The 26,462-nt window shown below is 41.3% G+C and carries 18 protein-coding genes; 13 read left to right on the top strand and 5 right to left on the bottom strand.

Going from position 1 to position 26,462, the window contains the following annotated elements; genetic code table 11:
- Nucleotides 1-213 precede the first annotated feature (213 nt).
- Entirely contained in the window at nt 214-780 is a 567-nt protein-coding gene (locus tag G3T18_RS19805; RefSeq protein ID WP_224412314.1) for a sugar O-acetyltransferase, read from the bottom strand.
- Between the two features lie 823 nt (nt 781-1,603).
- Here G3T18_RS19805 and G3T18_RS19800 point away from each other — a divergent pair.
- Together G3T18_RS19800 and dusA are read left to right on the top strand one after the other, a co-directional pair.
- Nucleotides 1,604-3,760, top strand: coding sequence for a Tex family protein (locus G3T18_RS19800; RefSeq protein WP_224412315.1), 2,157 nt, complete (start codon nt 1,604-1,606; stop codon nt 3,758-3,760).
- Nucleotides 3,761-3,894: 134 nt separating this feature from the next.
- Nucleotides 3,895-4,905 carry a tRNA dihydrouridine(20/20a) synthase DusA gene (gene dusA, locus G3T18_RS19795; protein WP_224412313.1) on the top strand — a complete coding sequence of 337 codons (1,011 nt, stop codon included), beginning with the start codon at nt 3,895-3,897 and terminating at the stop codon, nt 4,903-4,905.
- 112 nt (nt 4,906-5,017) lie between these two features.
- Here the strand turns inward: dusA and G3T18_RS19790 are convergent, their stop codons facing one another.
- Nucleotides 5,018-5,257 carry a cob(I)yrinic acid a,c-diamide adenosyltransferase gene (locus tag G3T18_RS19790; RefSeq protein ID WP_318014013.1) on the bottom strand — a complete coding sequence of 80 codons (240 nt, stop codon included), beginning with the start codon at nt 5,255-5,257 and terminating at the stop codon, nt 5,018-5,020.
- Nucleotides 5,258-5,668: 411 nt separating this feature from the next.
- On the opposite strand from G3T18_RS19790, the gene fraC reads away from it, so the two are divergent.
- From fraC to larE, 5 genes are all read left to right on the top strand, one after another.
- Nucleotides 5,669-6,220 carry a filament integrity protein FraC gene (fraC, locus tag G3T18_RS19785; RefSeq protein ID WP_224412312.1) on the top strand — a complete coding sequence of 184 codons (552 nt, stop codon included), beginning with the start codon at nt 5,669-5,671 and terminating at the stop codon, nt 6,218-6,220.
- A gap of 6 nt (nt 6,221-6,226) precedes the next feature.
- Nucleotides 6,227-7,183: a DUF5357 family protein gene (locus G3T18_RS19780; protein ID WP_224412311.1), complete on the top strand. Its 957-nt coding sequence runs from the start codon at nt 6,227-6,229 to the stop codon at nt 7,181-7,183.
- Between the two features lie 52 nt (nt 7,184-7,235).
- Nucleotides 7,236-8,009 carry an ABC transporter permease gene (locus G3T18_RS19775; RefSeq protein WP_224412310.1) on the top strand — a complete coding sequence of 258 codons (774 nt, stop codon included), beginning with the start codon at nt 7,236-7,238 and terminating at the stop codon, nt 8,007-8,009.
- 148 nt (nt 8,010-8,157) lie between these two features.
- On the top strand, nt 8,158-10,410 hold the full coding sequence (locus tag G3T18_RS19770) for a GAF domain-containing sensor histidine kinase (protein WP_224412309.1): 2,253 nt from the start codon (nt 8,158-8,160) through the stop codon (nt 10,408-10,410).
- 136 nt (nt 10,411-10,546) lie between these two features.
- Nucleotides 10,547-11,386 carry an ATP-dependent sacrificial sulfur transferase LarE gene (gene larE, locus G3T18_RS19765; RefSeq protein WP_224412308.1) on the top strand — a complete coding sequence of 280 codons (840 nt, stop codon included), beginning with the start codon at nt 10,547-10,549 and terminating at the stop codon, nt 11,384-11,386.
- 57 nt (nt 11,387-11,443) lie between these two features.
- Here the strand turns inward: larE and G3T18_RS19760 are convergent, their stop codons facing one another.
- The 3 genes from G3T18_RS19760 to G3T18_RS19750 form a co-directional block, all read right to left on the bottom strand.
- Nucleotides 11,444-12,589 (bottom strand): patatin-like phospholipase family protein, encoded by a 1,146-nt coding sequence (locus G3T18_RS19760; RefSeq protein ID WP_224412307.1) that lies wholly within the window; start codon nt 12,587-12,589, stop codon nt 11,444-11,446.
- A 242-nt stretch (nt 12,590-12,831) separates the two neighbouring features.
- Nucleotides 12,832-13,545, bottom strand: coding sequence for a hypothetical protein (locus G3T18_RS19755; protein ID WP_224412306.1), 714 nt, complete (start codon nt 13,543-13,545; stop codon nt 12,832-12,834).
- A gap of 24 nt (nt 13,546-13,569) precedes the next feature.
- Nucleotides 13,570-14,319 (bottom strand): RNA polymerase sigma factor, encoded by a 750-nt coding sequence (locus G3T18_RS19750; protein WP_224412305.1) that lies wholly within the window; start codon nt 14,317-14,319, stop codon nt 13,570-13,572.
- A 669-nt stretch (nt 14,320-14,988) separates the two neighbouring features.
- Between G3T18_RS19750 and G3T18_RS19745 the strand changes: the two genes are divergently transcribed.
- From G3T18_RS19745 to G3T18_RS19720, 6 genes are all read left to right on the top strand, one after another.
- Nucleotides 14,989-16,206 carry an AAA-like domain-containing protein gene (locus G3T18_RS19745; RefSeq protein ID WP_224412304.1) on the top strand — a complete coding sequence of 406 codons (1,218 nt, stop codon included), beginning with the start codon at nt 14,989-14,991 and terminating at the stop codon, nt 16,204-16,206.
- A gap of 75 nt (nt 16,207-16,281) precedes the next feature.
- Entirely contained in the window at nt 16,282-17,901 is a 1,620-nt protein-coding gene (locus tag G3T18_RS19740) for a hypothetical protein (RefSeq protein ID WP_224412303.1), read from the top strand.
- Nucleotides 17,902-17,920: 19 nt separating this feature from the next.
- Entirely contained in the window at nt 17,921-18,619 is a 699-nt protein-coding gene (locus G3T18_RS19735) for a hypothetical protein (RefSeq protein ID WP_224412302.1), read from the top strand.
- A 110-nt stretch (nt 18,620-18,729) separates the two neighbouring features.
- Nucleotides 18,730-21,207, top strand: coding sequence for a TOMM precursor leader peptide-binding protein (locus G3T18_RS19730; RefSeq protein WP_224412301.1), 2,478 nt, complete (start codon nt 18,730-18,732; stop codon nt 21,205-21,207).
- 164 nt (nt 21,208-21,371) lie between these two features.
- Complete coding sequence (locus tag G3T18_RS19725) at nt 21,372-22,454, top strand: amidohydrolase family protein (RefSeq protein WP_224412300.1); 1,083 nt, start codon at nt 21,372-21,374, stop codon at nt 22,452-22,454.
- An 8-nt stretch (nt 22,455-22,462) separates the two neighbouring features.
- A partial coding sequence (locus G3T18_RS19720; protein WP_224412299.1) for an ATP-binding protein occupies nt 22,463-26,462 on the top strand: 4,000 nt, incomplete at its 3' end.

Raw genomic sequence — 26,462 nt, 5'->3', positions numbered from 1 at the left:
ACCAGGAGAGGGGAGAAGAATTGCTCTAGATCAAATAACGAAAAATTATTAATTACTCCCCCTTCCCTCGCAGGGAAGGGGGTTGGGGGGTTAGGTTTCCTCTGGCTGGAGCCCGGGAACGCACACGACGAGGCTCCTGCCTCGATAATAATATAGGAATGGAGGCTCCAGCCTCCTGGGAGCATTACTCGGCGGGAGCCGAGTAACGAGAGTTTAAGCATCTCTAATCGTTCGACAAGGATTACCTGCGGCGATGACATTAGCGGTAATACTTTCGACAACCACACTCCCGGCTCCAATAGTAGTATTATCGCCGATCGCCACTCCTGGACAAATAATTGCACCACCACCAATCCAAACATTATTACCAATAGTTACCGGAGCAGCAAGTTCTCTTCGTGTAAGTCGCACTTCAGGAACAGTGGGATGGTAAGCGGCGTATATTTGGACATAGGGACCACACAGAACATTATCTCCTAAGCGCACTGGATTGCAATCCAAGATTACACAACCAGTGTTGAGATAGAGATTGTCTCCCGCATAGATGTTACTACCGTAGTCGCAGTGAAAAGGAGGTACAATCTCAGGATTGGCTCCCAAGGAAGCAAATAATTGTTGGAGGATTTGCAGCCGTTGCTGATTTTCGCTTGGAGGGGTATGGTGATAGCAATGTGTAAGTTCGGCGGCTTGTTGCCTGAGTTGTTTTAGTTCTGGGTCTGATGCGAGGTATAGTTCACCTGCGAGCATCTTCTCTTTTTCTGTTTGGGGTGGTTGTTCCATTGGCTGGAAAATCCAAAGGTGATTTTCTTATTGTAAAGGTCATTGATGAACAGATTACGTTACCAAATGTCATCCTGGTAGAGCGTTTCATCAATGTCATCCTGGTAGAGCGTTTCATCAATGTCATCCTGAGTAGAGCGTTTCACTAATGTCATCCTGAGTAGAGCGTTTCACTAATGTCATCCTGAGTAGAGCGTTTCACCAATGTCATCACTGAGTAGAGCGTTTCATCAATGTCATCACTGAGTAGAGCGTTTCACTAATGTCATCCTGAGTAGAGCGTTTCATCAATGTCATCACTGAGTAGAGCGTTTCATCAATGTCATCACTGAGTAGAGCGTTTCATCAATGTCATCCTTCGCTTCGCGAAGGATCTCACCAGATCCTTCGCGAAGCGAAGGATGACGTGACTTTCGCGTTTTTCCCTGGTTCCCCGGCTGTGCCTTTTCCCTGGTTCCCCGGCTGTGCCTTTTCCCTCGTTCCCTGGCTCCGCCGGGGAACGTAGTTTCGAGGCTCCTGCCTCGATTGTTAGAGGAATGGAGGCAGGAGCCTCCTAGGGTCATTACTCGGCGGAGCCGAGTAACGAGAGGGGGTTACGGAGTTGAGGCTACTACACGAAAACCGAGAGCGCCGCTAAGTATCTCGCGTGCATTGAAGGGGTTACGACCAGCAGAGCGCAAACTCAGAGGTTTACTCGGCTCCGCCGAGTAACGAGAGGGAAACAGCCGAAGTGGGTTGGGGGGTTAGGTTTCCCTGGTTCGATAAGCTCTGCGAAGTTACGAGAGTTGGTTTATGCTAGATAAAGGTTGACTCTACTGTGGCGATGCTGAATCTTGAGCGAACTTTAGCTGATGAACTTTCCCTTAATCTCACAAGCGTAAATAATGCTTTGGCGCTTTGGCAAGAGGGGGCGACTATTCCTTTTATTGCACGTTACCGCAAGGAACGCACTGGTGGTTTGGATGAAACTCAGTTGCGGGATCTTTTTGACAGGTATGCTTATCTGAGTGAGTTGGAGAAGCGGAAGGAGACGATTTTGGACGCGATCGCCGCTCAAGGTAAACTTACTCCAGAGTTAGAAGGGAAAATTAGGACTTGTTTACAAAAAACTGAGCTTGAAGACCTTTATCTTCCTTTTAAACCAAAGCGACGCACGAGAGCAACTACGGCGAAGGAAAAGGGTTTACAACCTTTGGCTGATTTGATCGCATCTTTGAATAATCCTCAAGCAAAGTCGGTTGATTTGTTAGCCGCAGCAAAGGCGTATATTTCACCGGAAAATAAGGTGGAAACTGCTACGGATGCTTTGAGTGGTGCTGCTGATATTTTGGCGGAAGCTGTGGCGGAAAAGGCTGAGTTACGGGCTTATTTGCGCGATTATTTGTTTAATGAAGGTGTCTTTGTTTCGGATATCAAAAAGGATTATCCGGAAGGGACGACGAAGTATGAAATGTACCGCAATTTCTCGGCGAAGGTAAGTAAGATTCCGCCGCATAATTTACTGGCGCTTTATCGCGGTGAAGCGGAAGGAATTATTAGTTTAGATATTGGTTTTGATGAGGATTTTGTCCAAGGTTATCTAGAGTCTCAGGAAGTCAAAACTAAGGTTCCCGAATTGCGGTCTTTTTACCGGGAAATGCTCAAAGATGCGTTCAATCGTTTGATGAAGAATTCTTTGGTGAGGGAGGTACGCAGCGAACGCAAAGAGTATGCAGATTTGGAGTCAATTACGACTTTTGAAAGCAATTTACGCAACTTACTTTTGTCTGCTCCCGCAGGTATGAAACCGACGATGGCAATTGACCCTGGTTTTCGTACTGGTTGTAAGGTTGCTATTCTTGACCAAACGGGAAAGTTTCTCGAATATCAAGCGATTTTTCCCCATACTGGGGAAGCCAAACGCGCTCAAGCGGCGGTAACTGTTGCTAATTTAATTAACAAGTATGAGGTTGAGTTAATTGCGATTGGAAATGGGACTGCTTCGCGGGAAACTGATCAATTTATCGGCGAAGTGTTGGCGAAGTTGGAGCGAAAACCGATTAAAGTAATGGTGAATGAGTCGGGGGCTTCGGTTTATTCGGCTAGTGAGGTGGCGAAGGCGGAATTTCCTGATTTAGATGTTACTGTACGCGGGGCAATTAGTATTGGTCGCCGTTTGCAAGATCCGTTGGCTGAGTTAGTAAAAATTGACCCGAAATCGATTGGTGTGGGGCAATATCAGCATGATGTTGACCAAAAATTGCTGAAGAAGAAGTTAGAGGAAACTGTTGAAAGTTGCGTGAATTATGTGGGTGTGGATTTGAATACGGCTTCGGGTGAGTTGCTGACTTATGTGTCGGGAATTACGCCGACAATTGCGAAAAATATTGTTGCTTACCGTGATGATAAAGGTGTGTTTAGAAATCGTCGCCAATTGTTGAAGGTGTCGAAGCTTGGTCCGAAGGCTTTTGAACAAGCGGCGGGCTTTTTACGCATTCGGGAGGGAGAAAATCCTTTGGATAATACCGCAGTGCATCCGGAAAGTTATTCGGTGGTAGAAAATATTGCTCGGGATCTGAATTTTAATTTGACAAATGTTGGTCAATATGCTAGTAAGTTAAACTCGCTAAATCTGGAAAAATACGTTACTGAGAAGGTGGGTTTGCCTACTTTAGAGGATATTCTTGATGAGTTGAAAAAGCCAGGTCGAGATCCTCGCGCTGAGTTTGAATATGCGAGGTTTAAGGAAGGTGTAAATGAGATTACTGATTTGCGGGAGGGAATGGAGTTGGAAGGTGTGGTGACGAATGTGGTTAATTTTGGTGCGTTTGTGGATGTGGGGGTGCATCAAGATGGGTTGGTGCATATTTCGCAACTTAGCGATCGCTTTGTGTCAGATCCAAATACAATTGTTAAGGTGGGTGAGGTGGTTAAGGTGCGCGTCTTGGAGGTTAATCAACAACTCAAGCGCATTAGTTTGTCGATGAAGGCTGTTAGGTAAGGTTTTCTCGCGCAAAGGGGATGTTATGTTTTAGTTTTGGTTTGTTGGTTTTGGGAAGGTAAACTGGAGATATTGCTGTTGGTTTTTTTGGGTGTAGATTTAGCGGAAATTTTTAATTTGAAATCGGGAATTGCATGGTTGTTTGTGAAGAAAAGTTAGGGGAAAATAAGGTAGGGGAAGGACGAGTTTATCCTTTGAGTGTTGCGCCGATGATGGATCGCACGGATCGTCATTTTCGGTATTTTATGCGGCAGATTACTCGCTATACTTTACTATATACGGAAATGATTACGACGGCGGCGATTATTCATGGAAATCGTGCGAAGTTGTTGGATTTTTCGACTGAGGAAAAGCCGCTTTCTTTACAGTTGGGTGGGGATAATCCTTACGATTTGGCTGAATGCGCTCGTATTGCTGAGGATTGGGGTTATAATGAGGTAAATTTGAATGTAGGTTGTCCTAGTTCGAGGGTGCAAAATGGGAATTTTGGTGCTTGTTTGATGTTACAACCAAAGTTAGTGGCTGATGCGGTGGAAGTTATGCAAAAAGCGACTAGCTTACCAGTTACAGTTAAACATAGAATTGGGGTTGATGAACGCGATCGCTACGAGGATTTGGTCAATTTTGTCCGTGTTGTTTCACAAGCTGGTTGTCAAGGTTTTACTATTCACGCACGCAAAGCTTGGTTACAAGGTTTGAGTCCAAAAGAAAACCGCAATATCCCACCTCTACGTTATCATGATGTGCATCGTTTGAAGCAAGAATTTCCTCATTTGTGGATCGAAATTAATGGGGGTTTCACTTGTTTGCAGCAGGTGCAAGAACAGTTACAATTAGTAGATGCGGTGATGATTGGACGCGCTGCTTATGACAATCCTTATTTGTTTGCTAGCAGCGATAGTGAGATTTTCGGTGCAGAAATTGTCCCTCCCACCCGTCACGAAGTTGTGGAAGCGATGTTTCCTTATATTGATTTTTGGGTAGGAAAAGGGCTGAAATTACATTCGATTACTCGTCATCTACTGCAATTATTTACTGGTAAACCGGGGACAAAAGCATGGAAGCGACATCTGAGTGAAAATGCACATCTTCCTAATGCTGGTGTCGATCTAGTACGCGATGCTTTAGCGAAAGTTCCTCAATAAAAGGATAAGTTATCTCTTATTTAATTTTGGTATCAATAGCGACCAAATTTGTCAGTAGCAATCAGATTTGATTAGCTGGTGCGGGCTTAAGTTCATCCAGGATAACAGTTTTCTAGCAAAAAGAGGCGATCGCCGCATCTTCATCATTAACCCTTCCCGGTCCTTTGAGAAATCGCAGCAACAAAACTCTACTTCCGAGTTTTCTGTCTATTCCTAAACCAATCGAACGTAAGACTACTCCCAATGCTGCTTGAGACTTACCTTTCCCTAATCCATCATAAACATGAATCTGCCCGCTTAAACGTTCAGACTTTGCTTGTGCAGTACGAATTCCAATCCCGTTTCTTGTCATTCTTCCCCTTTCCTTAATTCAGCATCACCCTTACCCGATAATTTTTAATTTAACGTTAAGATAAATGCTGAAAAGCTGATGATATTATTATTCCATCAGCTTTGATCGACTATCCATCTTTTTCCTCGAAGCTTATCCACCTTGAATAAGCCCACAACTGAGGATTTTACCCCTCTCATCTGGTGATTTTGTCAGTCGAGAATCTTGACAACCAATATACCTTTTAATTTCATCTTTTTGAAAGATATATAGTTCCCGTCACTCCTAATCGAGCTTTACAAATGAATAAATTAACACATTATTTATTCTTTGTCAAATTAAATTAATAAATACCTAACTTATCTAGCAGATAACTGAGAATAAATAACTAAAGATCGACAACTAGAAAATTAAAAATTCCGGAGAAAACTGATGCCATCATTAATTTTGCCATTGCCAACTATTTTAGTGCAATCTGTCTTACTTTTGCTCGCCATTGCCCTAGAAGGATTTGTTTTGCATAAACAACTAAATTTGACCCGCAAAACTTCGATAGAATACTCAATTTCGATTAATCTTTATTCTACCTTCATTGGTTGGTTACTATTTTTTCTGCTTCCAGTTTCCGAAAATAACTTTCTTGAGTTGAATTTTATCAGTTTTATTTACTTCAACAATTTTTATGGATCTTCTGGTGAAGTATGGTCAGTGTACCAAACTATTTTCCTGAGTTGCGTCATCTTCTTTTTCTTAATTTGTTTGATTGAGCTAAAATTACTTGATTTACTAGAAGCCTTAATTCAAACCTCAGAAGAACACGAATCAGATCCTGAAGCGACGGGGCGATCGGTCATCCTCAAAAAAAGAATTACCGTTGCTTTTCTCAAAACAGAACCGAGCAAAGTTTCAGCTATTATTATAGCAAACGGACTAAGTTACACGCTCATTTTAGCAATTTTATTCATCCTCCAAATTACTGAGTAAATAGTAATGAAAAACTTAACCAACATTTGGCTAATCATCGAAAAGCGCATGAGACCTCCTTGCGCTTATTGCTGGCAAACAATGATTTTGCTGAGTTTATTTTCGGCTTTTATGTCTTGGCTAGCAACTAATGCAGTGAGCCAATTTATTTCTAGTTGGGGTTGGATTTTTTTAATTATTGGCGTTAGCTGGATAGCCAAAGAAAATTCTTGGTCTTTTGGACCTTGGTTAACAGGGGGTTTAATCTGCCTTTTTATCTTTTGGGACTTGACAGATAACCTCGAAGAAGTAGGTTGGGTAATTTGGCCGACTCTTTCGGCAATACTAGCTTCTTCTGCTGCTTTTTTTGACCAAAAATTTAATTTTCGACCTCCACCAGGAGCCGACAGACAAAAAATAGTAATTTTAATAGGTAGTCAATTAATTATTAGTTGTTGGCTTCAATTCTTTTTTCTAACTCAAGGTTGGGTGGAAAATTATCCGACGATTTTGGCAGATAGTTTTCAGAAAAGTGCTTTTGTGACTAGAGTTAATTTCCCAGTAAAAACTTTACCAAGAGGGTTGATAATTTTAGATTTAATTGAGGATGAATTAAATAAAAGATTGCAAAATAAAAGTTGGACAGAAGTTCAAGAATGGCTCAGAGAACCAGGAAAAAAAGAACAGTTAGACGCAGTAATTGAGGAAGCGCGAAAGAACTTACCTCCCAGTCCTGAAAATGAATTATGGCAAATTGAGCAGAAGCAACCACCATTCCAGTCAGAGGAGAGTGTAGTCTTTCGGATCGTTTGGGAAGGACCTCGCTCTGGATCGGAACGGTATTATATAGAAAGGACTTGCGAATTGAGTCCCGATCCACTAAATTCAGATATCACTGAGGAGATAACTGAGGAATTGACAGAAACTAGAGAAGCAAAATATGTTAACTGCGACCAGACGATTATTAAAGGATGGGATAGTTAATTAAATAAGAACGGAAAATTTGACTAAAAAGTGAATTAATAATGAAGAAAAGATGAATATAGTAAGAATCTGGGCGATCGCCGCCAATGGATTTCAGGAAACGATCCGCGATCGCGTCTTATATTTGATTGGTTTTTTTGCCTTGTTACTCGCGATCGCGTTGCGACTACTACCGGAAATTGCCGCCACGACAGAAAATAAAATATTTTTGGATCTGGGCTTAGGTGCGATCGGACTCCTAAGCCCAGTAGTGGCGATCTTTGTCGGAACTGGACTGATTAATAAAGAAATTGAAAAACGTACGGTTTTGGTACTAATTCCCAAACCGATTAGTCGGGCTGAGTTTATTATCGGCAAACATCTCGGATTAGCAGGTGTTTTGGCGGTATTAGTAACGGTAATGAGCCTCATTTACTTCGGATTGCTGGTTTGGGGACAGATAGATTTCCCTTTAGTGAGTATCCTCGTATCGATCGTTTTCTTGTTTCTGGAACTGATTTTGCTAGTAGCGGCGGCAATGGTATTTGGTGTATTTACCAGTTCCCTACTCGCCACCTTGCTCGCTTTCGGGATCTATTTAATGGGACATTTCAGCCGCGATTTGGTCGAGTTGGGTAATCTCAGTGAAAATGAAAGTATACAATTTTTTACCTCCGCCCTATATTTAGTTTTACCCGATTTATCGAGACTGAATCTGAGAAACGAAGCAGTTTACGGTTTATTACCACCAGTACCAGACTTGCTAAGTGATGCCCTTTATGGGTTAGTTTATACAGTAGTGCTACTGGCGATCGCGATTGGTATTTTCTCTCGCCGTCAGTTTTGATCCCACAAGCAGTTTTTACTTACAGGGGAGATGCGATTAGTAGCTACTAAATAACTAAACTGGAGACAAATCGACCTGATAATTGCCAATTTTCCAGATAGGATCGAAGTAGTATCGCTCACCTCTTGAGACACAGAGAGGTATTTTCATGTTAGATTGCTCTTGGCTAATGCTCCAGCCTCAATTAAGCTCGCAACTAGCACCGAAAGTGCATTTATTAATTGTTGCAGAAATAATTTCTGATGTCAGCCCGATCGCTGAGGTTTTGACAGCAGATGGAATTAACTTTACCTACGATGTTGCTACACCCCAGGTAGCTTCTCAATCTTCTTTGCCTCGAAAATCCTACCATGCTGTGTTGTATTATCGGACGGCAAAAGAAAGGGTGGCATCTCTGCTCAATCTATTAGCTATTTTAGAGCATTTTCAACCAACAATTCCCTTAATTTTGATTACGAAGGCTTTGGGAGAAGAAGTTGCAGTTCAATTAATGAAAGCAGGAATTGAAGATTACGTTTTGCAAGAAAAATTGTTTTGCTTGCCCCAAGTTTTGCGACGTTCCCTAGCCAAGGCGGCAACTAAACAACAAGAAAAACTTAACTCGAATTACTTAGATAAACAAATACAACAGCAGGTAATTATTAAACGTATTATGGAAAAAATGCGGGATAATCGAGTATTGGATGAAATCCTGCAAACTACTGTTAATTTACTCGCCGAAAGTTTCCCAGTAAATGGGTGTCTGCTTTTTCGTTTTGTTTCTCCAGATAAAGTTCGGATTTGTTATGTTTCCCAAGCAGCTCGGCAGAGAGAAAATATTTGCGAAAAAATTTATTTAATTAATCCTGCCTATAATTCCGAGTTGATTTCTAGAAAACCGCTTGTTTTTAATATAATTGATGAGAGTACGCCAGCAGTTTTAAAAGCAATGTCGCAAGATGTGCCAATGCGCTCTTTGCTTTTGATGCCTTTACAATATCAACAGTTAAAAATAGGTGGAATTGTTCTTTATTGTAACGATCGCAACTATGAATGGAAAGAAGATATTTTAGAAGTAGTTAATGGGGTGGCTATTCAATGTGTAATTGCAATTTATCAAAGGGAAATTGCCGGAAAAATAGCAGAGGAAAATCGCCGAGAAAAACTGATTAATAAGATTAGTAAGGTGGTTAATTCTCAACTTGAACCAAGGGAAGTATTACAGCAAATTGGACAACAAGTTGGTCGGAGTTTTGAGGTTGACCGCGTAATTATTTTTCTGGAAAAAAACGGAGAATTTCAGTTTTGTCAAGAGTGGCGCAAAAATCAGCAAATTCCTTCTCTCCTCGGAAAAAAAATTTCGCCCTCTCACTGTCCAGAATTATTCGATGCTAATTCTCAATTTCGCTTAGGAAAGGTTTTCCAAGCTTCTAATCGTACGGCTTGTACCGAATTGAGTTTTCGATCGTCTTTAAGTACACTAGAAGCAGAACAACAGCAAAATACGGCTTTTGTTTGGGTTCCAATCTTGCTGCGAGATCGTTTCATTGGTGGTTTTATCTTGGAATTAGATAGCAGGGAAAAGCAATTTAGTCAAGAGGAGATCGTAACAATTGAAACAATTGCGAATCAAACAGCGATCGCGATCGATTATGCCCAAAATTACTATCATTTAGAAGAGCAAATCAAGCAACGCAATCAAGCAATGGAAGAGGCAAATCGATCGAGAAGTGTTTTTCTCTCCCAGATGAGTCACGAATTGCGTACTCCCTTAACAGGAATTTTGGGATTTTCTCGCGTTTTGATGGATCAACTTTACGGTCCATTAAACGACAAGCAAATGCAATATATGAATGCCTTACATTCTTGTGGCGATCATCTTTTATCCTTAATTAACGATTTGTTAGATTTATCGAAAATTGAAGCCAAACGAGAAGAATTATTTCTGGAAAGAGTGCCAGTTGAAGAAATTTGTTTGGCATCAATATCGGTAGTTCAGGAAAAAGCGAGAGAAGGTAATTTAGAATTAAGTTTAGAAATAGCTCCAGAAATAGGAATCTGTATTGCCGATCAGCGAAGATTAAAACAGATTTTAGTTAATTTGCTTTCTAACGCAATTAAGTTTACTGAAGCAGGATCGGTTATCCTCAAAGTAAGCCAACAAGAAAAAATGCTACTATTTTCGGTAGTTGATACGGGGATTGGAATTAATCAAGCTGATTTAAAAACTTTATTTCAACCCTATCGTCAAATTAAAACTCATCTACATCGGAAACATAAAGGAACAGGTTTAGGTTTGGCTTTATCTCGCGAATTGGCAAGGTTACACGGTGGCGATCTCACGGCGACTTCAGAACCAGGGAAAGGTAGTTGTTTTACTTTATATTTACCGAAACGAAACTGGGAAAATGTAAGGGATTAGGGTTATCAGTTATCAGTTATTAGTAGAGAGTAGAGATTGGAGACAAGAAGCAATTAGCGAATAAACTGGTCACTGGTAACTGCGGCTACGTGCTAACCGATAACTGTCAACGACTAAATACCAAAAAACAATTTTTATGAACGAAGAAACAAAACTATTAACAGTAAAACTAACACGACTAAAAAATTTATTTGCAGAAATGGATCGGGCTTTGATCGCCTATTCTGGAGGAGTTGATAGTACCTTGGTAGCCAAGGTAGCTTACGATGTGCTTGGCGATCGCGCGATCGCCATCACTGCTGTTTCTCCTTCCCTCTTACCGGAAGAACTCGAAGATGCTACCATGCAAGCAGCTTACATCGGAATTAAGCACGAAATTGTCTCTACCGGAGAAATGGATAATCCTAACTATACCTCCAACCCAGTTAATCGCTGCTATTTCTGTAAAAGCGAACTTCACGACACCCTCAAACCTCTCGCCCTCAAAAGAGGTTATCCTTATGTCATCGACGGTGTTAATGCTGACGATTTACAAGATTATCGCCCTGGTATCCAAGCAGCAAAAGAACGCGGCGCAATCTCTCCCTTAGCTGAAGTAGGGATCGCAAAAAGCGAAGTTCGTCAACTATCTCGGCAACTCGGACTTCCTTGGTGGGAAAAACCAGCCCAACCTTGTTTGAGTTCGCGTTTTCCTTACGGTGAAGAAATTACTGTGGCGAAACTGCAACGAGTGGGACGGGCTGAGGTATATTTGCGTAAACTCGGCTGGAATAACCTTCGCGTTCGTTCCGAAGGAGATACTGCCCGGATTGAATTGCCACCTGCACAAATTACTGATTTTGTCAATAGTACAGACCTGCCAAATTTGGTATCAGTATTTCAAGAATACGGATTTCTCTTTGTCACCCTTGACTTAGAAGGGTATCGTAGCGGGAAACTAAATCGAGTTTTGCCGCAAGAAAGTTTACAGATTTAAGGAAATGTAGGAGTTAAGTGCTGTCACCGAAAGTCTGCTTTGCTAAAAGTTTAATCCCTAATGACACTCGATAAACTTTTGAATTGCACACCGCACGGGAACCTTTTTTCCTTTACACGGATAATTGATTATTTCTCCGTAATCAAGATAACATTCGGCAGCTTCTTTCAGCTTGGGAGAATTGTCAGGATTGTCAATATCTTCGTTGATTTTTTCTATCTTGTGGGTCTTTTGGTAAATGTATTTATTATAAGGTTTTTTTAGCAATTTCCGCAGTTTACCTGGCTGTCTTGTTTCCTCAAAGCGCTCGTTGAGATCGAAATCCAAACGCAGATAATTTTGATTGCTTATCCCCATCAAGATACGACGAGAAATGTACTCAGAATTTTCCGCAGGAGGGTCTAAGAAAATATTTGGGATGTTCGTTACCCACTCTAGAAGTCCCCAATTTTTGATTTGATCGTAGGTATAAGGATTAGTTGTTTTACCCGTTCCAATGGAGAGAACAGCAATTTCGTCTATCTTAGCATTGAGCTTGCCATTTTTTTCCATAGATAAAGCATGAGCGATCGCCGCCAACTCTGGGTTATTAGCCGCTACCCCACCATCAATGTGAGGAAGAAAGTCCTCAGAATTGTAGGGAACATTATAAGGAGGGAAAAAAGTTGGCGCTGAAGCAGAAGCAGTGCATATTTTCCATAATTCAAGATTATTCTTGTAGTACCATTCTGTTGGGTCATCATTCGCAAACCAGGTTGTATTTCGCGATAAAACGTCATAAGCCAGGAGCAAAAGCTGTGGTTTTTTAATCTCAGCAATTGTCGGAGATTTACCCAACCCTGGATGAATCAAATATTTTTTCAAAACATTAACTAATCCCCGTTCTCCGCATTCGTGGGGATATAATACCTGACTTCCGAAAAATCTACCTAACAGCCTCCATTTCCTCTGGCAACGTACCGACTCGAGGAAGATATTTTTCCCCTCATTCAGGTAGAGACTAATCATCTCTTCAGCCTTCAATTGACAGGCAATACTCGCCGCTAGAATTGAGCCAGTAGATGTACCGGCAATCAAGTCAAAATATTCATGTAATTCCTGTCCCTTCTTTTCTCTTATTGTTGTCTCTACTTCCTTGAGAATTGTTGCGGATAAAACTCCACGAATACCGCCACCATCTAAACTGAGAATTTTGAACGTCATGGTGTTCCCTCAAAAGTTGGTTTTTCAGTTAACGCCTTGGCTAATTTTTCTTGAAGACGCTTGCTGAAGTCTAGATCTGAATTTTTAGAGTGCGATCGCGCGATCGGGCAAACAGTTATCTGGCTGCTAGAGAGGGCGATCGCACTCCAGTTAAAAAGGCTGGTACTACCGAACCTATGGCGTAAGAAATTGCTGAACGTATTACTCAGAGTTGAGCTTGAATTCCACGAAAGCTTCTATGTTCATCCGCCAACGCTAATTTGTAGGGCTTTAATCCCTGGAAAAGTTTCGTTTTTGTCGCGATCGACGTTACGCCAACCTAAGCTACCATCAGGATTGACAAAGTAACAAGCCTCTCCAGTAGTGGGATCGGCGAAAATATCCTTTCGCGCTTCGCTGTAAAGATCCCAGCGACGATATTCTGGCGCCCAACGAGTCCAACGCCCGTCTTCTTGGATAGCCCAAAGACGATTATCGCCGCCGACGGTAATTTTTACAGCTTTAATTCCTGGAAAAGTTTCGTTTTTGTCGCGATCGACGTTACGCCAACCTACGCTACCATCAGGATTGACAAAGTAACAAGCCTCTCCAGTAGTAGGATCGGCAAAAATATCCTTCCGGAATTCGCTGTAAAGATCCCAGCGACGATATTCTGGCGCCCAACGAGTCCAACGCCCGTTTTCTTGAATTGCCCAAAGACGATTATCGCCGCCGACGGTAATTTTTACAGCTTTAATCCCTGGAAAAGTTTCGTTTTTGTCGCGATCGACGTTACGCCAACCTACGCTACCATCAGGATTGACAAAGTAACAAGCCTCTCCAGTAGTAGGATCGGCGAAAATATCTTTCCGGGGTTCGCTGTAAAGATCCCAGCGACGATATTCTGGCGCCCAACGAGTCCAACGCCCGTCTTCTTGGATAGCCCAAAGTCTTTTCGATTCAGTAGCCATATTCATTAGTCCTTTTCTTTTGCAAACAAGTTAGTTGCTTACGTTTCCGATCTTTGCCTGGGGTGCGGTTTTTGCACCTTTTTCCAGCTCCGATCCAGATTTGACAACCTTAAGACGATTGCCCAGGTCAATTTCTGAAAGGCTGTTAATCTCAAAACCTAGATTGACGGTAAAATGTCGCACAGATTTATGCCGATCCTCTCCCAGAAAATATTCCCTCAACTCCTCTCGCAAAATCTTCCGCGCCTCGGAGATGCGCTTGCAAACATTCGGGTAGGAAATATCTTGCTGTTGGGCAATCTCTTGATGAGAAAGTTCTTCATAAAAGTGCAGGATAAATGTCTGGCGTAACCTGGGGGGTAAGTTATCAATAGCGCAGCGAATGACAACCCTTTTCTCATCAGTTTCCATTGCGATTTCTGGTGTATCCTCAAGCAATACCAGTCTTTTTTCCTCTGGAATTGCTTCGATATCCTCAACTTGATTTGCACCCCGACTGCGTTTTCGATGAATATCCACGCAAAGATTATGAGTTAGACTTGTTAACCAAGACTTAAAATTAGTAATTTTTCCCGCATACTTTTGCATCTTCTCCCAAGCTTTCAGCATCGCCTGCGAAAGCGCTTCTTCCGCATCCGTCGGGTTTCCTCCCATCCACTTAATACAGCAATAATAGAGATAATCTCGATACTGCTGCCATTGCTGCCAAAAAATTGCGCTGATATTTGACGAACAATCGCACTGTTTTGAAATGGTTGATGCTTGAGAAGTTGATTTCATCTTTCAATACCTAAAGTGAGTAAAAGCTTTGCCATAATTCAACAGTTGGACAGTTTTTGCCCAGGGCAATCCGCGCCTTTTGACGAGAAAAGACCGAGCAATGATTACTATCGTTCTGTTATAAGTTTCGAGTGGTGTTTGAGGATGCGGTTGATAATAGCCACCGCGATCGCTCAAATCTCTGCCAAACCGGAATCTAGCAAAATATTCTCCCTCTTGGGTAAAACTAGACGTTTAAGTTTAATAACCCGGATCTAGTAGCAATCTTACCTGTATTGTTTTATTGTTCGAGCGCAGTTTAATTAAGGCTTACCTGTAATAATTTGCTAGAAACACTGTATTCAGTTTGCACTGCTTAAGCCGATCGCACCAGTCAAATTTGGCTTTTTAAGGTTGCAACTTAAGATTTGTGAAGATAAATTGATAAAACTCTCTTTGGGCTTAGGGTTTGGGCATTGTCAACTTTTTTCTTAATAATCACTAAGTTGCTTAACTTGCTAAAATTTTTCTTATCTTGCAAAGTTGAGCGTCAAATAATCGTGTTACAAGATAAAAAAAAAGCGCAAACGCGGTGTAATCCTTACCCTTAAAGGATTACACAAGTTAGAGAAAGCGAAAAGAGATACAGAATTTGAGGAAAACAACGGAATTCAGTATACCTGGGAACAAATGAGCGATCGCACCGGGTTAGCTGTGAATACTGTTATAAAAATATACGCTCGCGAAGTTGGGGTCGATCGCAATAGTTTAAAAAAGTGTTTCCGTGCTTTTAATCTGATTCTGGAGCCAAGTGATTATTCCTTGAGGTTTCCTCAAACTGACGAAGTTGAAAAATCCCATACCCCACGCAAACAAGAAAAAGACATCGAGCCTGAATTACCAGTAGGTCAAGTTCCCTTAGATTCACCCTTTTATGTGGAGCGTGAGCCAATTGAATCTGAGTGCTACCAAACAATTTTGCAACCAGGAGCGCTGATTCGCATCCAAGCTCCCAGACGGATGGGCAAAACCTCCCTGATGGCAAGAATTCTCCACAAAGCAGCCGAGCAAGATTATCGAACAGTTTCGATCGATTTTCAGTTAGTAGATAGAGAGATCGTCCAAGATTTAGATAAATTCTTGCGGTGGTTCTGCGCCAATGTTGGTTTAGGTATGCAACTGGAAAATCAGATTGAAGAATATTGGGATGAGCTTTTTGGCAGTCAGGTTAGCTGCAAGAGGTACTTCGAGCAGTATCTGCTGGCGAAAATAGATAAGCCGATCGCGTTAGCTTTAGACGATATCGATCGCTTATTTGTTTATCCTAAGCTGGCAAGCGACTTTTTTGTCCTTTTGCGAACTTGGCACGAGGAAGCGAAAAATCGGGAAATTTGGCGAAAACTACGTTTAGTCGTGGTACACTCGGCTGAAATATATATTCCTCTGAGTGCTAATAAATCACCCTTTAACGTGGGACTACCGATCGAACTACCGCCATTTAATCGCGAGCAAGTGCAGTATTTAGCTAAACAGCAAGGATTGGATTGGTCAGTTGAAAATGCCCAACAACTGACGGCTTTCGTAAATGGGAATCCCTGTTTAATACGCATAGCTCTTTATCAGATCGGGCGCGGTAATGCCACTCTAGAGCAGGTTTTGCAAACATCTTCTCTTTCAGCCGGAATTTATGGCGATCGCCTACAACGAGAACTGTGGAACCTACAACAAGAGCCAGAATTGTTAGCAGCATTTGTGCGAGTTGTCAATAGCAATACACCTGTAGAGTTAGATTTAGTGGAGGCATCGAAATTGGCAAGTATGGGATTGGTAAATTTACAAGGCAATCTGGCGACGATAAGTTGCGAATTGTACAAGCAGTATTTTGGCGATCGTTTTAGTAGCAGTTGATAAGATTTTTTACGAAAGATTCTGACTGGCGAGCGATCCCAGTTAGTTAAATTTAACTCAGAGTGCAGAAACCTTATGAAATTCATCAGACAGCGATTAGCGATAATTTTAGTCATAGTCTTTATCGTTATTTTTGGAGAGATGGCATTGGGGAACGCGATCGCCAAAAGTCAAGCGCTAATTCAGCCGTCCATAGAAATAACCGAAGAATTTAAAAATATTCCACATAATCATGACCCGTCTATCAGTGAAAACCAAAAAGCAATTAATGATTTTGCCTGGAAAGTTTTCATTGCTTTAAACTGGCCAGTTGATTGTAAAAGACAGCCACTATACTATACCACCGAGCCACTATCACCTAAAAATCAGTATGAAAAAATCATCGGGCAAGCTCCAGAAGCGCCTCGCCTCTGGGAGCTATATCCATCTGCTAAAGATGTATTTCTACCAAATGGAGCAACACCGCCATCACTAGACGAACTACCAGAAGTCAAGGAGTGTTTGAGCAATCACACTGGCTCAGAAATAGAATACCAGCAAAATTTACGGTTAACGAAGGCAGGAGAGCTAGTTACAGAAGCGGAATTTAGTGAGTATAAAACAGCAAGTAGAAAAGATTTGCTGGATGGTTATGGAGAATTAATACCGAAAATATCACTAGAGGATATTGACGCAGCTAATCAAATTCCTTTAGTGGATCGGCAAGGAAACTATGTTATTAATGAAATTCGCCTTAACCCGGTTGAGTTTCAACAAATCATTGAAAATAAATGGTTTGATGCTGCAAAATTGTTAATGTTTAACAATCCAAATACAGAAAAGTTATTTAAACTAGTATGTAGCGAGCCCGAAAAAGACCACAGCTCGCCATATTGCAATCAATATGAAGCTGAGGGTGCAATTGAAATTAAAGCAGCTTGGCGAGTATTCGATGAGCGAAACACTCAACAAGAAAAAGCCCGATACTACACCAATAAACGCAAGATAGTTACTAAGGAAGGTGAAATATTGGATGAAGAAGCTGAACTCGGTTTAATTGGGTTCCATATTATGCACAAAACTAGCAGTCAAGGTTGGATCTGGTCTACCTTCGAGCATATAGATAATGCACCTCCGGGCGATGCTCAAAAAAACACGAGATATACTCTGTACAACAATGAGTACAACACGGAAAATGGCCAAAAAAACGTGCCTTATGTAACCCCCCCCTACCTTTGGTATATCAGCAAAGATCGGCCTAAAGCAGTTACGCTCAAAGTAAATCAAGGAATCGCAATTAAGGATCAAGTCCCATCGCAGATTTGTCGTGCAAATCCGATATCTAATTTAACTAAAAAACAGAACAAGGAATGGCAAAAAAGCCTAAAAGCGATTGCGGAATCATCCGTATGGCAGTACTATCAATTAATAGGTACTGAATGGCTACTCCACCCAGAAATTCCTTACAGTAACAAAGAAGTTTGTCGCAGAGAAATTACGCCCAATAGTCCACCATTGACTAATGTTTCTCTAGAACCCTATGCTCAAGGAGTTTCTTGCATCGTCTGTCATACTTCTGCGCGTCTGTCAATACAAGGTAATTTTTGCCAATTAAATGAAGATCCTAGAAACTGTGCAGACTTTAGCTTCTTGATGGATAATGCTAAATCTAGCGAGCAGATTCCTGTCGAACAACTTAATCTTTTTTCTAACTAATTTGAGAGGTAATTTGAAAATGGAAAACAAACAATTGCCTGATGGACTTAAAAATCAGATGAATATTATGGAAAATGGAGTAAAACAATGGTCTCGATTAGTTGCCTGGTCTTGGGCTAACTATCTAGCATTTGACTTTGAAAAAGAGCGGTCCAAGAATCAACAAGAGCAAAAGCTGAAAGAATATTTTATAAAAATATTCCAAGATCAAGCTCGGTATAGCTATACATTCATTAGCTATGGAGACAAGAAGAAGAAGGGAAATGCCTATGTCACGAGCATTAAAATCAAAAAACTCGTGCTGGGCAAAAATTCAGAAATTAATGATGATGAATTAAAAGGTATCACCCTCACTTTGCCTGAAGTTTACGAAAAACTTACTAATCAGCGACCTGAAGCCTTATGCTATGAACCATTTATGCAAATGTTTCATGCTGAGGTAGTGACTGATACTTTTTCAGGTTACATCCGTGACATATTAGACTCTGAAAAAGACGAAATCAAAAAAGTCATTAAAGAGATTAATAAAGACGATTTGAAGTATGTTAATGATGTGAAATATATAATTTATTTTGCGTATCCGCCTTGTCCGGCATTCGGTAAAGCTACGGTTACAGAGGAGCAGTTGATAAATTGGATGCAAGGTAAAAACGAATATGGGGATACCGCTACTGATTACCTGCCGTCGTCTGCTTATATCCCTATTAGTATGTCATAAAAGATTGCCAATTTGAGATGGCAAAAGAGGGAGAGGGTGGCTCAGATACCTGACTTCTTGAAGAAGTCGGGTATCTAGATTCCAGGTTAGTCGAACAAGTTTAGTTAAATATGTTAAAAAGACCGAGGTTTAAGACTCAATTTCGCGTTGAGACGGTTGAGGGAGAGGGGACATTTCTTTTATCTGAAAATGGCTCAATTTTTTTGCACGATCGCCTTTACCAATCTATCTGCCCATTACTCGATGGAAACCATACCGTTGATGAAATTGTCGAGCTGCTTCAGGAAAAATTACCCCCACCATATATTTATTATGCTCTAATGGAACTGGAGCAGAAAGGCTTTCTCGTTGAAAGTGAAACGAATTTGCCTGCCAATTTAATTGTATTTATTGAGCATTTGAATGTCAATATAAATGATGCCGATCGCCGCTTGCAAGAAACTAAAGTTAAAGTCAAAGCTTTAGGTTCTTTATCTACTTCTAATTTGCTCGATATTCTTAATTCATTATATATTAAAATTGCTGAAGATGCAAATTTTGAAATTGTTTTAACCGACGATTACTTGCGTGCCGAACTGGCAGAAATTAATCGAGAAAATCAGAGGCGATCGCGTCCTTGGATGTTAGTTAAACCGATTGGAACTTCGCTCTGGATTGGACCGATTTTTCATACTCCCCAAACAGGTTGTTGGGAATGTCTGTCTCAACGCTTGCAAGGCAATCGACCGATTGAAAAGTTTATCCAAAGACGCAGAAATAGGGCTAGTAACTGTCTTCAGCAAGATTTGACCTCTCCCCCAACCCCTCTTTTGCAAGGAGAGGGGAGAAATACTCCCCCCTTCCCTCACAGGGAAGGGGGGCAGGGGGGGTTAGGTCTCTTAGAAGATAGAAATACCTTATCTCCACTAACACCACCCTTAGCTGACTTGCCATCAACGCAGCAAACAGCCCTAACAATGGCAGCAACAGAACTCCTGAAATGGATTGTCCAGGGAAAAAATAAATCTCTGGAAGGAGTGCTAATTACCCATAACACGCTAACAACAGAAACGAGAAAACACTCATTAATTAAGCGCCCTCAGTGTAATTGTTGCGGCATTCTTAAACCAGAACATCGTAAGCCTTTACCTGTAATAATTGGCAGCCGTAAAAAAAAGTTTATTGCTGATGGAGGTCATCGTTGCGTTTCTCCAGAAGAAACCTTTGAGCGATATAAACATCATCTTAGCCCTATTACAGGAATTGTACGAGAGTTGGGAAAACTTTCTGCCAATTCTAATGGTTTAACTCCTACTTATTTTGCCAAGCATCATTTTGCTTCCACGTTTGATGAATTCAGTTTATTACAACAGAATTTGGGAGGTAGAAGTGCGGGGAAAGGAAGAAAGGATGCTCAAGCAAAAGCCAGTGCTTTTTGCGAAGCAATCGAGCGCTACTCTGGCGTTTTTCAAGGAGATGAATACAGAATAAAAAGTAGCTATCAAAAATTGGGAGACAAAGCAATTCATCCCAATCATTGCCTGAATTTTAGCCAGAATCAATACGAAAACAGAAGAGAGTGGAATGCCAAATGCGGCAGCTTTTTCCAGCGCGTACCTGAACCATTTGATGAAACGCGAGAAATTGATTGGACGCCAGTTTGGTCTTTGACTCACCAAGAATTTAAGTATCTACCAACAGCATATTGTTATTTCGGCTATCCCCAACTGGATCAGACCTCTCCCCCAGCCCCTCTCCTACAAGGAGAGGGGAGTATTTCTCCCCCCTTCCCTTGCAGGGAAGGGGGGCTGGGGGGGTTAGGTCAGCCTGATTGTTGGGCAGATACTAACGGTTGTGCGGCGGGTAATACGCTGGAAGAAGCTATTTTACAGGGCTTTATGGAATTGGTGGAACGAGATAGCGTTGCTCTGTGGTGGTACAATCGAATTTCCCGACCGAGGGTAGATTTAGATAGTTTTGACGAGCCGTATTTTCAAGATTTGGTAAATTATTACCGCTCAATCAATCGCGAAATTTGGGTACTCGATATTACCAGCGATCTGAATATTCCTGCTTTCGCGGCGATTAGTCGCAGATGCGATCGCGAAGTTGAAGATATTATCTTAGGGTTTGGTGCCCACTTCGATCCTAAATTAGCAGTGCAAAGAGCGCTGACCGAAGTCAATCAACTGCTTCCACCTGTCTTAACAGCTAACGCTGATGGTACGACTCAATATGCTGATTCTGCCGAGCCGCCCGTAATACATTGGTGGAAAACAGCGACCGTGGAGAATCAACCTTATTTACTTCCAGCGTCGCAAATGGCTGCCAAAGTATATTCTGACTATCCTCGTGTCGATAACGAAGATTTGCTAGACGACATTAAGCTTTGTCAGCAAATTGTCGCACAAAAAGGAATGTCCATGCTAGTTCTCGACCAAACTCGCCCCGATATTGGCTTGAGAGTAGTGAAGGTAATCGTTCCGGGAATGCGTCATTTTTGGAAACGATTAGCACCTGGACGACTTGATCGGGTTCCGGTGCAATTGGGTTGGTTAGAAGAAGCGATAACAGAAGAGATGTTGAATCCGATTCCTATTTGGCTATGATGGCGCAATTAGGTTGGTTAGAAGAAGCGATAACAGAAGAGATGTTGAATCCGATTCCTGTTTGGCTATGATGGCGCTAGGTACGTTGTGGTGCTGTCTTAGCTAGATTTGCTTCTGAAGCACAACAATATGTACCACAAATTTTCACTCAGATCTTTACCGCCATGCTCGACGGATATAAAATTATTGATGCTGATTCTCACATTTACGAACCCCATCAAATGTGGTTAGATTATCTGGAACCTGCGTTTAAAAGTTTTGCCCTATCTCCAGATCTCAAGATTAGAGGAGAATCGATCGTCAATCCGTCTGGCGATCGCCTGCGTTGGGAAGCTGGGAAGCAAACGATCGCCTCTCATCCTCGATCTTGGCTGAATAACTTTGATGCAGAATCTCACGTCCAAGCAATGTACCAAATGGGCGTTGATATCGCGTTTATTTATCCGACATATTTTTCCTGGATTATCGGTATAGATACAATCGCTCCTCAATTAGCTGGTGCGTTCGTTCGTGCTTATAACAATTGGCTGCGGGACTTTTGTAGTTACAATCCGGAAATTTTGCGAGGGGTAGGAGTTGTTAATTCCCACGCTCCAGAAGAAATGGGATCGGAATTACAGCGCATAGCTGATTTTGGCTGGAAAGCCGTTTTTTTACGTCCTAATCCGGTGAAAGGGCGGTTATTGAGTGATTCTGCTTACGAATCTTTTTGGAGTGCTTGTGAAGAATTGAAAATTGCAGTTAGCCTGCATGAAGGAACTCACAGCCGATCGCCTACGGCTGGAAGCGATCGCTTTCAAACTCGTTTTGCGCTCCATGCTTGCTCTCATCCGATGGAACAAATGATGGCACTGCTATCTTTAATTGAAGGGGGTGTATTGGAGCGTCATCCCAACCTAAAAGTAGGATTGTTGGAGTCTGGTTGCGGCTGGCTTCCCTATTGGCTGTGGCGACTCGATCGCGAATATGAAGATTTACAATGGGAAGTGGGAGATCGTATCAAAATGAAGCCATCCGAATACTTTCGGCGCCAGTGCTTTATTGCGATCGAGCCTTCAGAGTCCTATTTACCCCAACTGATAGACGCGATCGGCTCGGATAATTTAATCTTTGGCTCTGACTATCCTCACATGGATCATAAGCCAAATATTGTTACAGAAGTAGTAGCGCTCCAATCACAAATTTCAGAGGAAATCGTGCATAAAATTCTTTGGGATAACCCAGCTTGTTTTTATGGCTTAAACTGAACGCAGAAATGAGTAATATGGACAACTATATGGATAACTACCAGCTTCTTGCCAAGATTTACGAAAGCTTTAATTCCTTGGTTTATCGGGCTGTCCATAAATCTAGCCACCTTCCCGTTATCCTGAAAATTCTCAAGGAAGATTATCCGACTCCTGCGGAATTAACTCGATACAAACAAGAATACAAACTTACCAAATCCCTCCAAATTGATGGTGCAATAAAAGCATACGAATTATTGCCCTATAAAAATACTCTAGCGATGATCTTAGAAGATTTTGGCGGGCAATCTCTTGATATTTGGTTACGATCTCAAACATTCTCGCTTTTAGAATTCCTCTTCATTGCTAGACAAATTTCAGGCACGCTTGAGGAGATTCATGCTGCAAATATTATTCATAAAGATATTAACCCTTCTAATATTGTTTATAATTCCCAAACCGGACAAGTCAAAATTATTGACTTTGGCATTTCTACAAAATTTACTCGCGAAAATCCAACTATTAAAAATCCCCATCTTTTAGAAGGGACTTTAGCTTATATGTCGCCAGAGCAAACTGGCAGAATGAATCGAGTTCTCGATCGCCGTACAGATTTTTATTCTCTTGGCGTAACTTTTTATCAATTACTCACTCAAAAACTTCCCTTTGAAACCGAAGACCCATTAGAATTAGTTCACTGTCATCTTGCCAAACAGCCAAATCAATTCCTAATTAAAAATTTACCAACCAACAATGAAGAAATTCCTCTAGTAATTTCCGATATTGTGATGAAATTGATGGCGAAGAATGCAGAAGATCGCTATCAGACTGCCTTGGGGCTAAAAGCAGATTTAGAGGAATGTTGGCATCAATTACAGCAAAACGGCAAGATTTTAGATTTCCCTTTAGCTCGTTACGATACTTCCGATCGATTCACAATTCCCCAAAAAATTTACGGACGAGAAGCAGAAATTGAAACCTTACTTTCAGCCTTTCAACGAATCGCGGAAGGAACAAGTCAAAAGTCAAGTGAAATGGTATTAGTCGGTGGTTATGCTGGTATTGGTAAATCAGTTCTGGTACAAGAACTCTACAAACCAATTACTAAACAACGCGGCTATTTTATTTCTGGTAAATTCGATCAGTTTCAGCGCAATATTCCCTATTCGGCGATCGCCTCTGCATTCAAATCTTTAGTCCAACAACTGCTGACGGAAAGCGATGCTGAATTAGCTCAATGGAGAGAAAAACTGCTGGCTGCTTTGGGAGTCAACGGACAGGTTATCATCGATATTATCCCCGAAATCGAACAAATTATCGGTTCCCAGCCGACCGCGCAGCTTCTAGAAGCCACAGAAAGGCAAAATCGATTCAATACAGTCTTTTTAAATTTCCTGCGAGTTTTTTGTCAGAAAGAACACCCATTAGTAATTTTTCTCGACGATTTGCAATGGGCTGATTCGGCGACGCTAAAGTTGCTGGAAGTGATAATGAGCGATCGCGATTTGGGCTATCTAATGTGCATCGGCGCTTATCGCGATCGCGAAGTCGATCTAAATCACCCCTTAATAAAAATGCGCGATCGCCTACAAGAACAAAACGCGATCGTCAATACAATTATCCTCACTCCTCTGCAACTTCCAGAAATAGGACAACTGATTTCCGATGTATTTAACCAGGAGCCAGAAAGCGTTAAACCGCTAGCAAAATTAGTCGAACGAAAAACATCAGGAAATCCCTTTTTTATTAATGAATTTCTCAAAACTCTTTATCAAGAAAATTTACTGAGTTTCGATCGCACGGACAAATGTTGGCAATGGGATATCGCTCAAATTGAAGCTTTGGGTATTACAGACAATGTAGTTGACTTGATGGTCGATCAACTTCGGAAACTGCAAAAAAAAACGCAAAAAGCATTATATTTAGCTGCTTGCATTGGCAACCACTTCAATCTCACAACTCTCTGCAAAATTTGCCAAAGCTCCGCTCCCAAAACTTTTCAAAATCTCTTACCAGCAATTCAGTTAAGCTTGATTCAGCCAACTTCATCCCTAGAAATTACTGCTTCAAAAACACCGCTCGAATCTGCGTTGATCGTCGAAGAATATAAATTTCAACACGATCGCGTCCAACAAGCGGCTTATGCTTTGATTGATGACGAACGCAAGCAATCAGTACATCTTAAAATCGGCAAGTTATTGCTAAAAAGAATCGGAAAAGCAAAGTTAGGAGAAAAACTGTTTACCTTAGTCGATCATCTCAATAAAAGTCGAGGATTACAGTCGAGCGATCGCGAAAAAATCGAACTGGCAGAATTCAATTTACGCGCCGGGAAAAAAGCTAAAGAAGCAACTGCGTATGCAGCATCTAGAGAGTATCTAATTCTTGCCAAAGATGTGTTTCCCGGAGACATTTGGCAAGAGCGTTACCAAATGGCGATCGACCTTTATAAAGAACTGGCAGAAGTCGAATATCTTAATGGAAATTTCGCTCGTTCCCAAGCTTTAATTGAGCAGTCAATCCAGCAAGCCAAATCGGCAGTCGAGCGAGCAGAATTTTACTATTTGCTGATTAATCAATATACTTTATTAGCAAGATATAAAGAAGCAATTGAAGTTGGGATAACTGCTCTAAAGCTGTTGGGAAGCGACTTAGCAACAGATAACCTTAAAGCTGCCTTTGATAACGAAGTTCAGGAATACCGAGAAAATTTAGGGACGCGAGAAATTAGTTCTTTATATAACAGTCCCGAAATGAAAATACCAGAAAAAAAGGCAGCTTTAAAAATACTTTCTCGCCTCTTCCCGACCGCTTGGATTTTAGCTCCAACACTGAGGAATATTATAGGCGTTAAAGCCATTAATCTCAATTTTAAATATGGCCATACACCCGTATCGGCAACGAGCTGTGGCTACATGGCATTTATTATGGCTCATGTCTTCCATGACTGCCGATCGGGCTATGAATATACTTCCCTGGGGATGAAGCTAGCCGATAAGTATGAAGATTTAGCTTCTAAGGCTATTTTAACTCAATTTCATGCTAATGCAATTTCGCCTTGGTTGATGCACGTCAAACTTTCTGAAAGTATTAATGCTGAAGGAGCAAATGCAGGTCTGCAAGCGGGCGATCTGCAAGCGACTGGATATTCTTATACCTACAACTTATACAACCTCATTTATCAAGGCAAAAATTTAGAATTACTTTTACAGGAAGTCTCTCGAAGCTGGGAATTTGCTCGAAAAACTCAAAATAGCTGGGCAAAAAATAGTATTTTAGCAGCTAATATTCTCATCCAAAACCTACTTGGTTTAACTGAGGATAAATTTTGCTTTGCAGCAAAAGAAATAGATGAATCGGCTTTCTTGGTAACTTGTCAAACCGAACAAACTCCGGCAGCTATATGCTTCTACCAAATTTTTAAAACGCATATTCTCTATCTATACGATCGACTACCAGAGTTATCTTATCTGGAAGAAACAGAGAAATTAACGGCTTTTATTCCCGGAACTATTTCCATCGCTAAGCTGAATTTTTATTACTCATTAACTCTCGTTGCTCTCTATCCCCAAGCTGACGAAACTGAGAAGGAGAAATACTGGCAGAAACTAGAAACAAATCAACAACGCCTGAAGGCATGGGCAGAGCAATGTCCGGAAAATTTCCAACATCAATATTTGTTAGTCTCCGCCGAAATGACTCGCATATCGGGTCAGTGGTATGAAGCAATAAATTTATACGATCGCGCAATTAAATCTGCGAAAGAAAATGAGTTTATTCACGAAGAAGCACTAGCTAACGAACTAGCTGCTAAGTTTTGGTTTGCTCAAGAAAAACCAGACTTCGCCCAAATTCATCTCAAAAAAGCACGCCAAGGCTATCAAATCTGGGGAGCTAAACGCAAAGTGGAGGCTTTAGATGAAAAATATCTCCAGTGGCTGAATTTAACTAATAAAGAGCTTGAAAAGAACACGATAAATCCAATTACTTCAACCGATGGAAAATCAGGCGAAGTGCTGGATTTTGCGG

Origin of the sequence: Oscillatoria salina IIICB1 (genome assembly GCF_020144665.1) — a bacterium.
GTDB lineage: Bacteria > Cyanobacteriota > Cyanobacteriia > Cyanobacteriales > SIO1D9 > IIICB1.
The sequence above is the reverse complement of the archived record's forward strand: the minus strand, read 5'-3'. Positions and strand labels throughout refer to the sequence as shown.

Bases quoted from the DNA above. Each gene is read 5' to 3' on its own strand.
- G3T18_RS19775 (WP_224412310.1), top strand. From the start codon at position 7,236: ATGAATATAGTAAGAATCTGGGCGATCGCCGCCAATGGATTTCAGGAA.
- G3T18_RS19755 (WP_224412306.1), bottom strand. From the start codon at position 13,545: ATGAATATGGCTACTGAATCGAAAAGACTTTGGGCTATCCAAGAAGAC.
- dusA (WP_224412313.1), top strand. From the start codon at position 3,895: ATGGTTGTTTGTGAAGAAAAGTTAGGGGAAAATAAGGTAGGGGAAGGA.
- G3T18_RS19805 (WP_224412314.1), bottom strand. From the start codon at position 780: ATGGAACAACCACCCCAAACAGAAAAAGAGAAGATGCTCGCAGGTGAA.
- G3T18_RS19730 (WP_224412301.1), top strand. From the start codon at position 18,730: ATGTTAAAAAGACCGAGGTTTAAGACTCAATTTCGCGTTGAGACGGTT.
- larE (WP_224412308.1), top strand. From the start codon at position 10,547: ATGAACGAAGAAACAAAACTATTAACAGTAAAACTAACACGACTAAAA.
- G3T18_RS19725 (WP_224412300.1), top strand. From the start codon at position 21,372: ATGCTCGACGGATATAAAATTATTGATGCTGATTCTCACATTTACGAA.
- fraC (WP_224412312.1), top strand. From the start codon at position 5,669: ATGCCATCATTAATTTTGCCATTGCCAACTATTTTAGTGCAATCTGTC.
- G3T18_RS19750 (WP_224412305.1), bottom strand. From the start codon at position 14,319: ATGAAATCAACTTCTCAAGCATCAACCATTTCAAAACAGTGCGATTGT.
- G3T18_RS19800 (WP_224412315.1), top strand. From the start codon at position 1,604: ATGCTGAATCTTGAGCGAACTTTAGCTGATGAACTTTCCCTTAATCTC.
- G3T18_RS19760 (WP_224412307.1), bottom strand. From the start codon at position 12,589: ATGACGTTCAAAATTCTCAGTTTAGATGGTGGCGGTATTCGTGGAGTT.
- G3T18_RS19735 (WP_224412302.1), top strand. From the start codon at position 17,921: ATGGAAAACAAACAATTGCCTGATGGACTTAAAAATCAGATGAATATT.
- G3T18_RS19745 (WP_224412304.1), top strand. From the start codon at position 14,989: ATGAGCGATCGCACCGGGTTAGCTGTGAATACTGTTATAAAAATATAC.
- G3T18_RS19740 (WP_224412303.1), top strand. From the start codon at position 16,282: ATGAAATTCATCAGACAGCGATTAGCGATAATTTTAGTCATAGTCTTT.
- G3T18_RS19790 (WP_318014013.1), bottom strand. From the start codon at position 5,257: ATGACAAGAAACGGGATTGGAATTCGTACTGCACAAGCAAAGTCTGAA.
- G3T18_RS19770 (WP_224412309.1), top strand. From the start codon at position 8,158: ATGTTAGATTGCTCTTGGCTAATGCTCCAGCCTCAATTAAGCTCGCAA.
- G3T18_RS19780 (WP_224412311.1), top strand. From the start codon at position 6,227: ATGAAAAACTTAACCAACATTTGGCTAATCATCGAAAAGCGCATGAGA.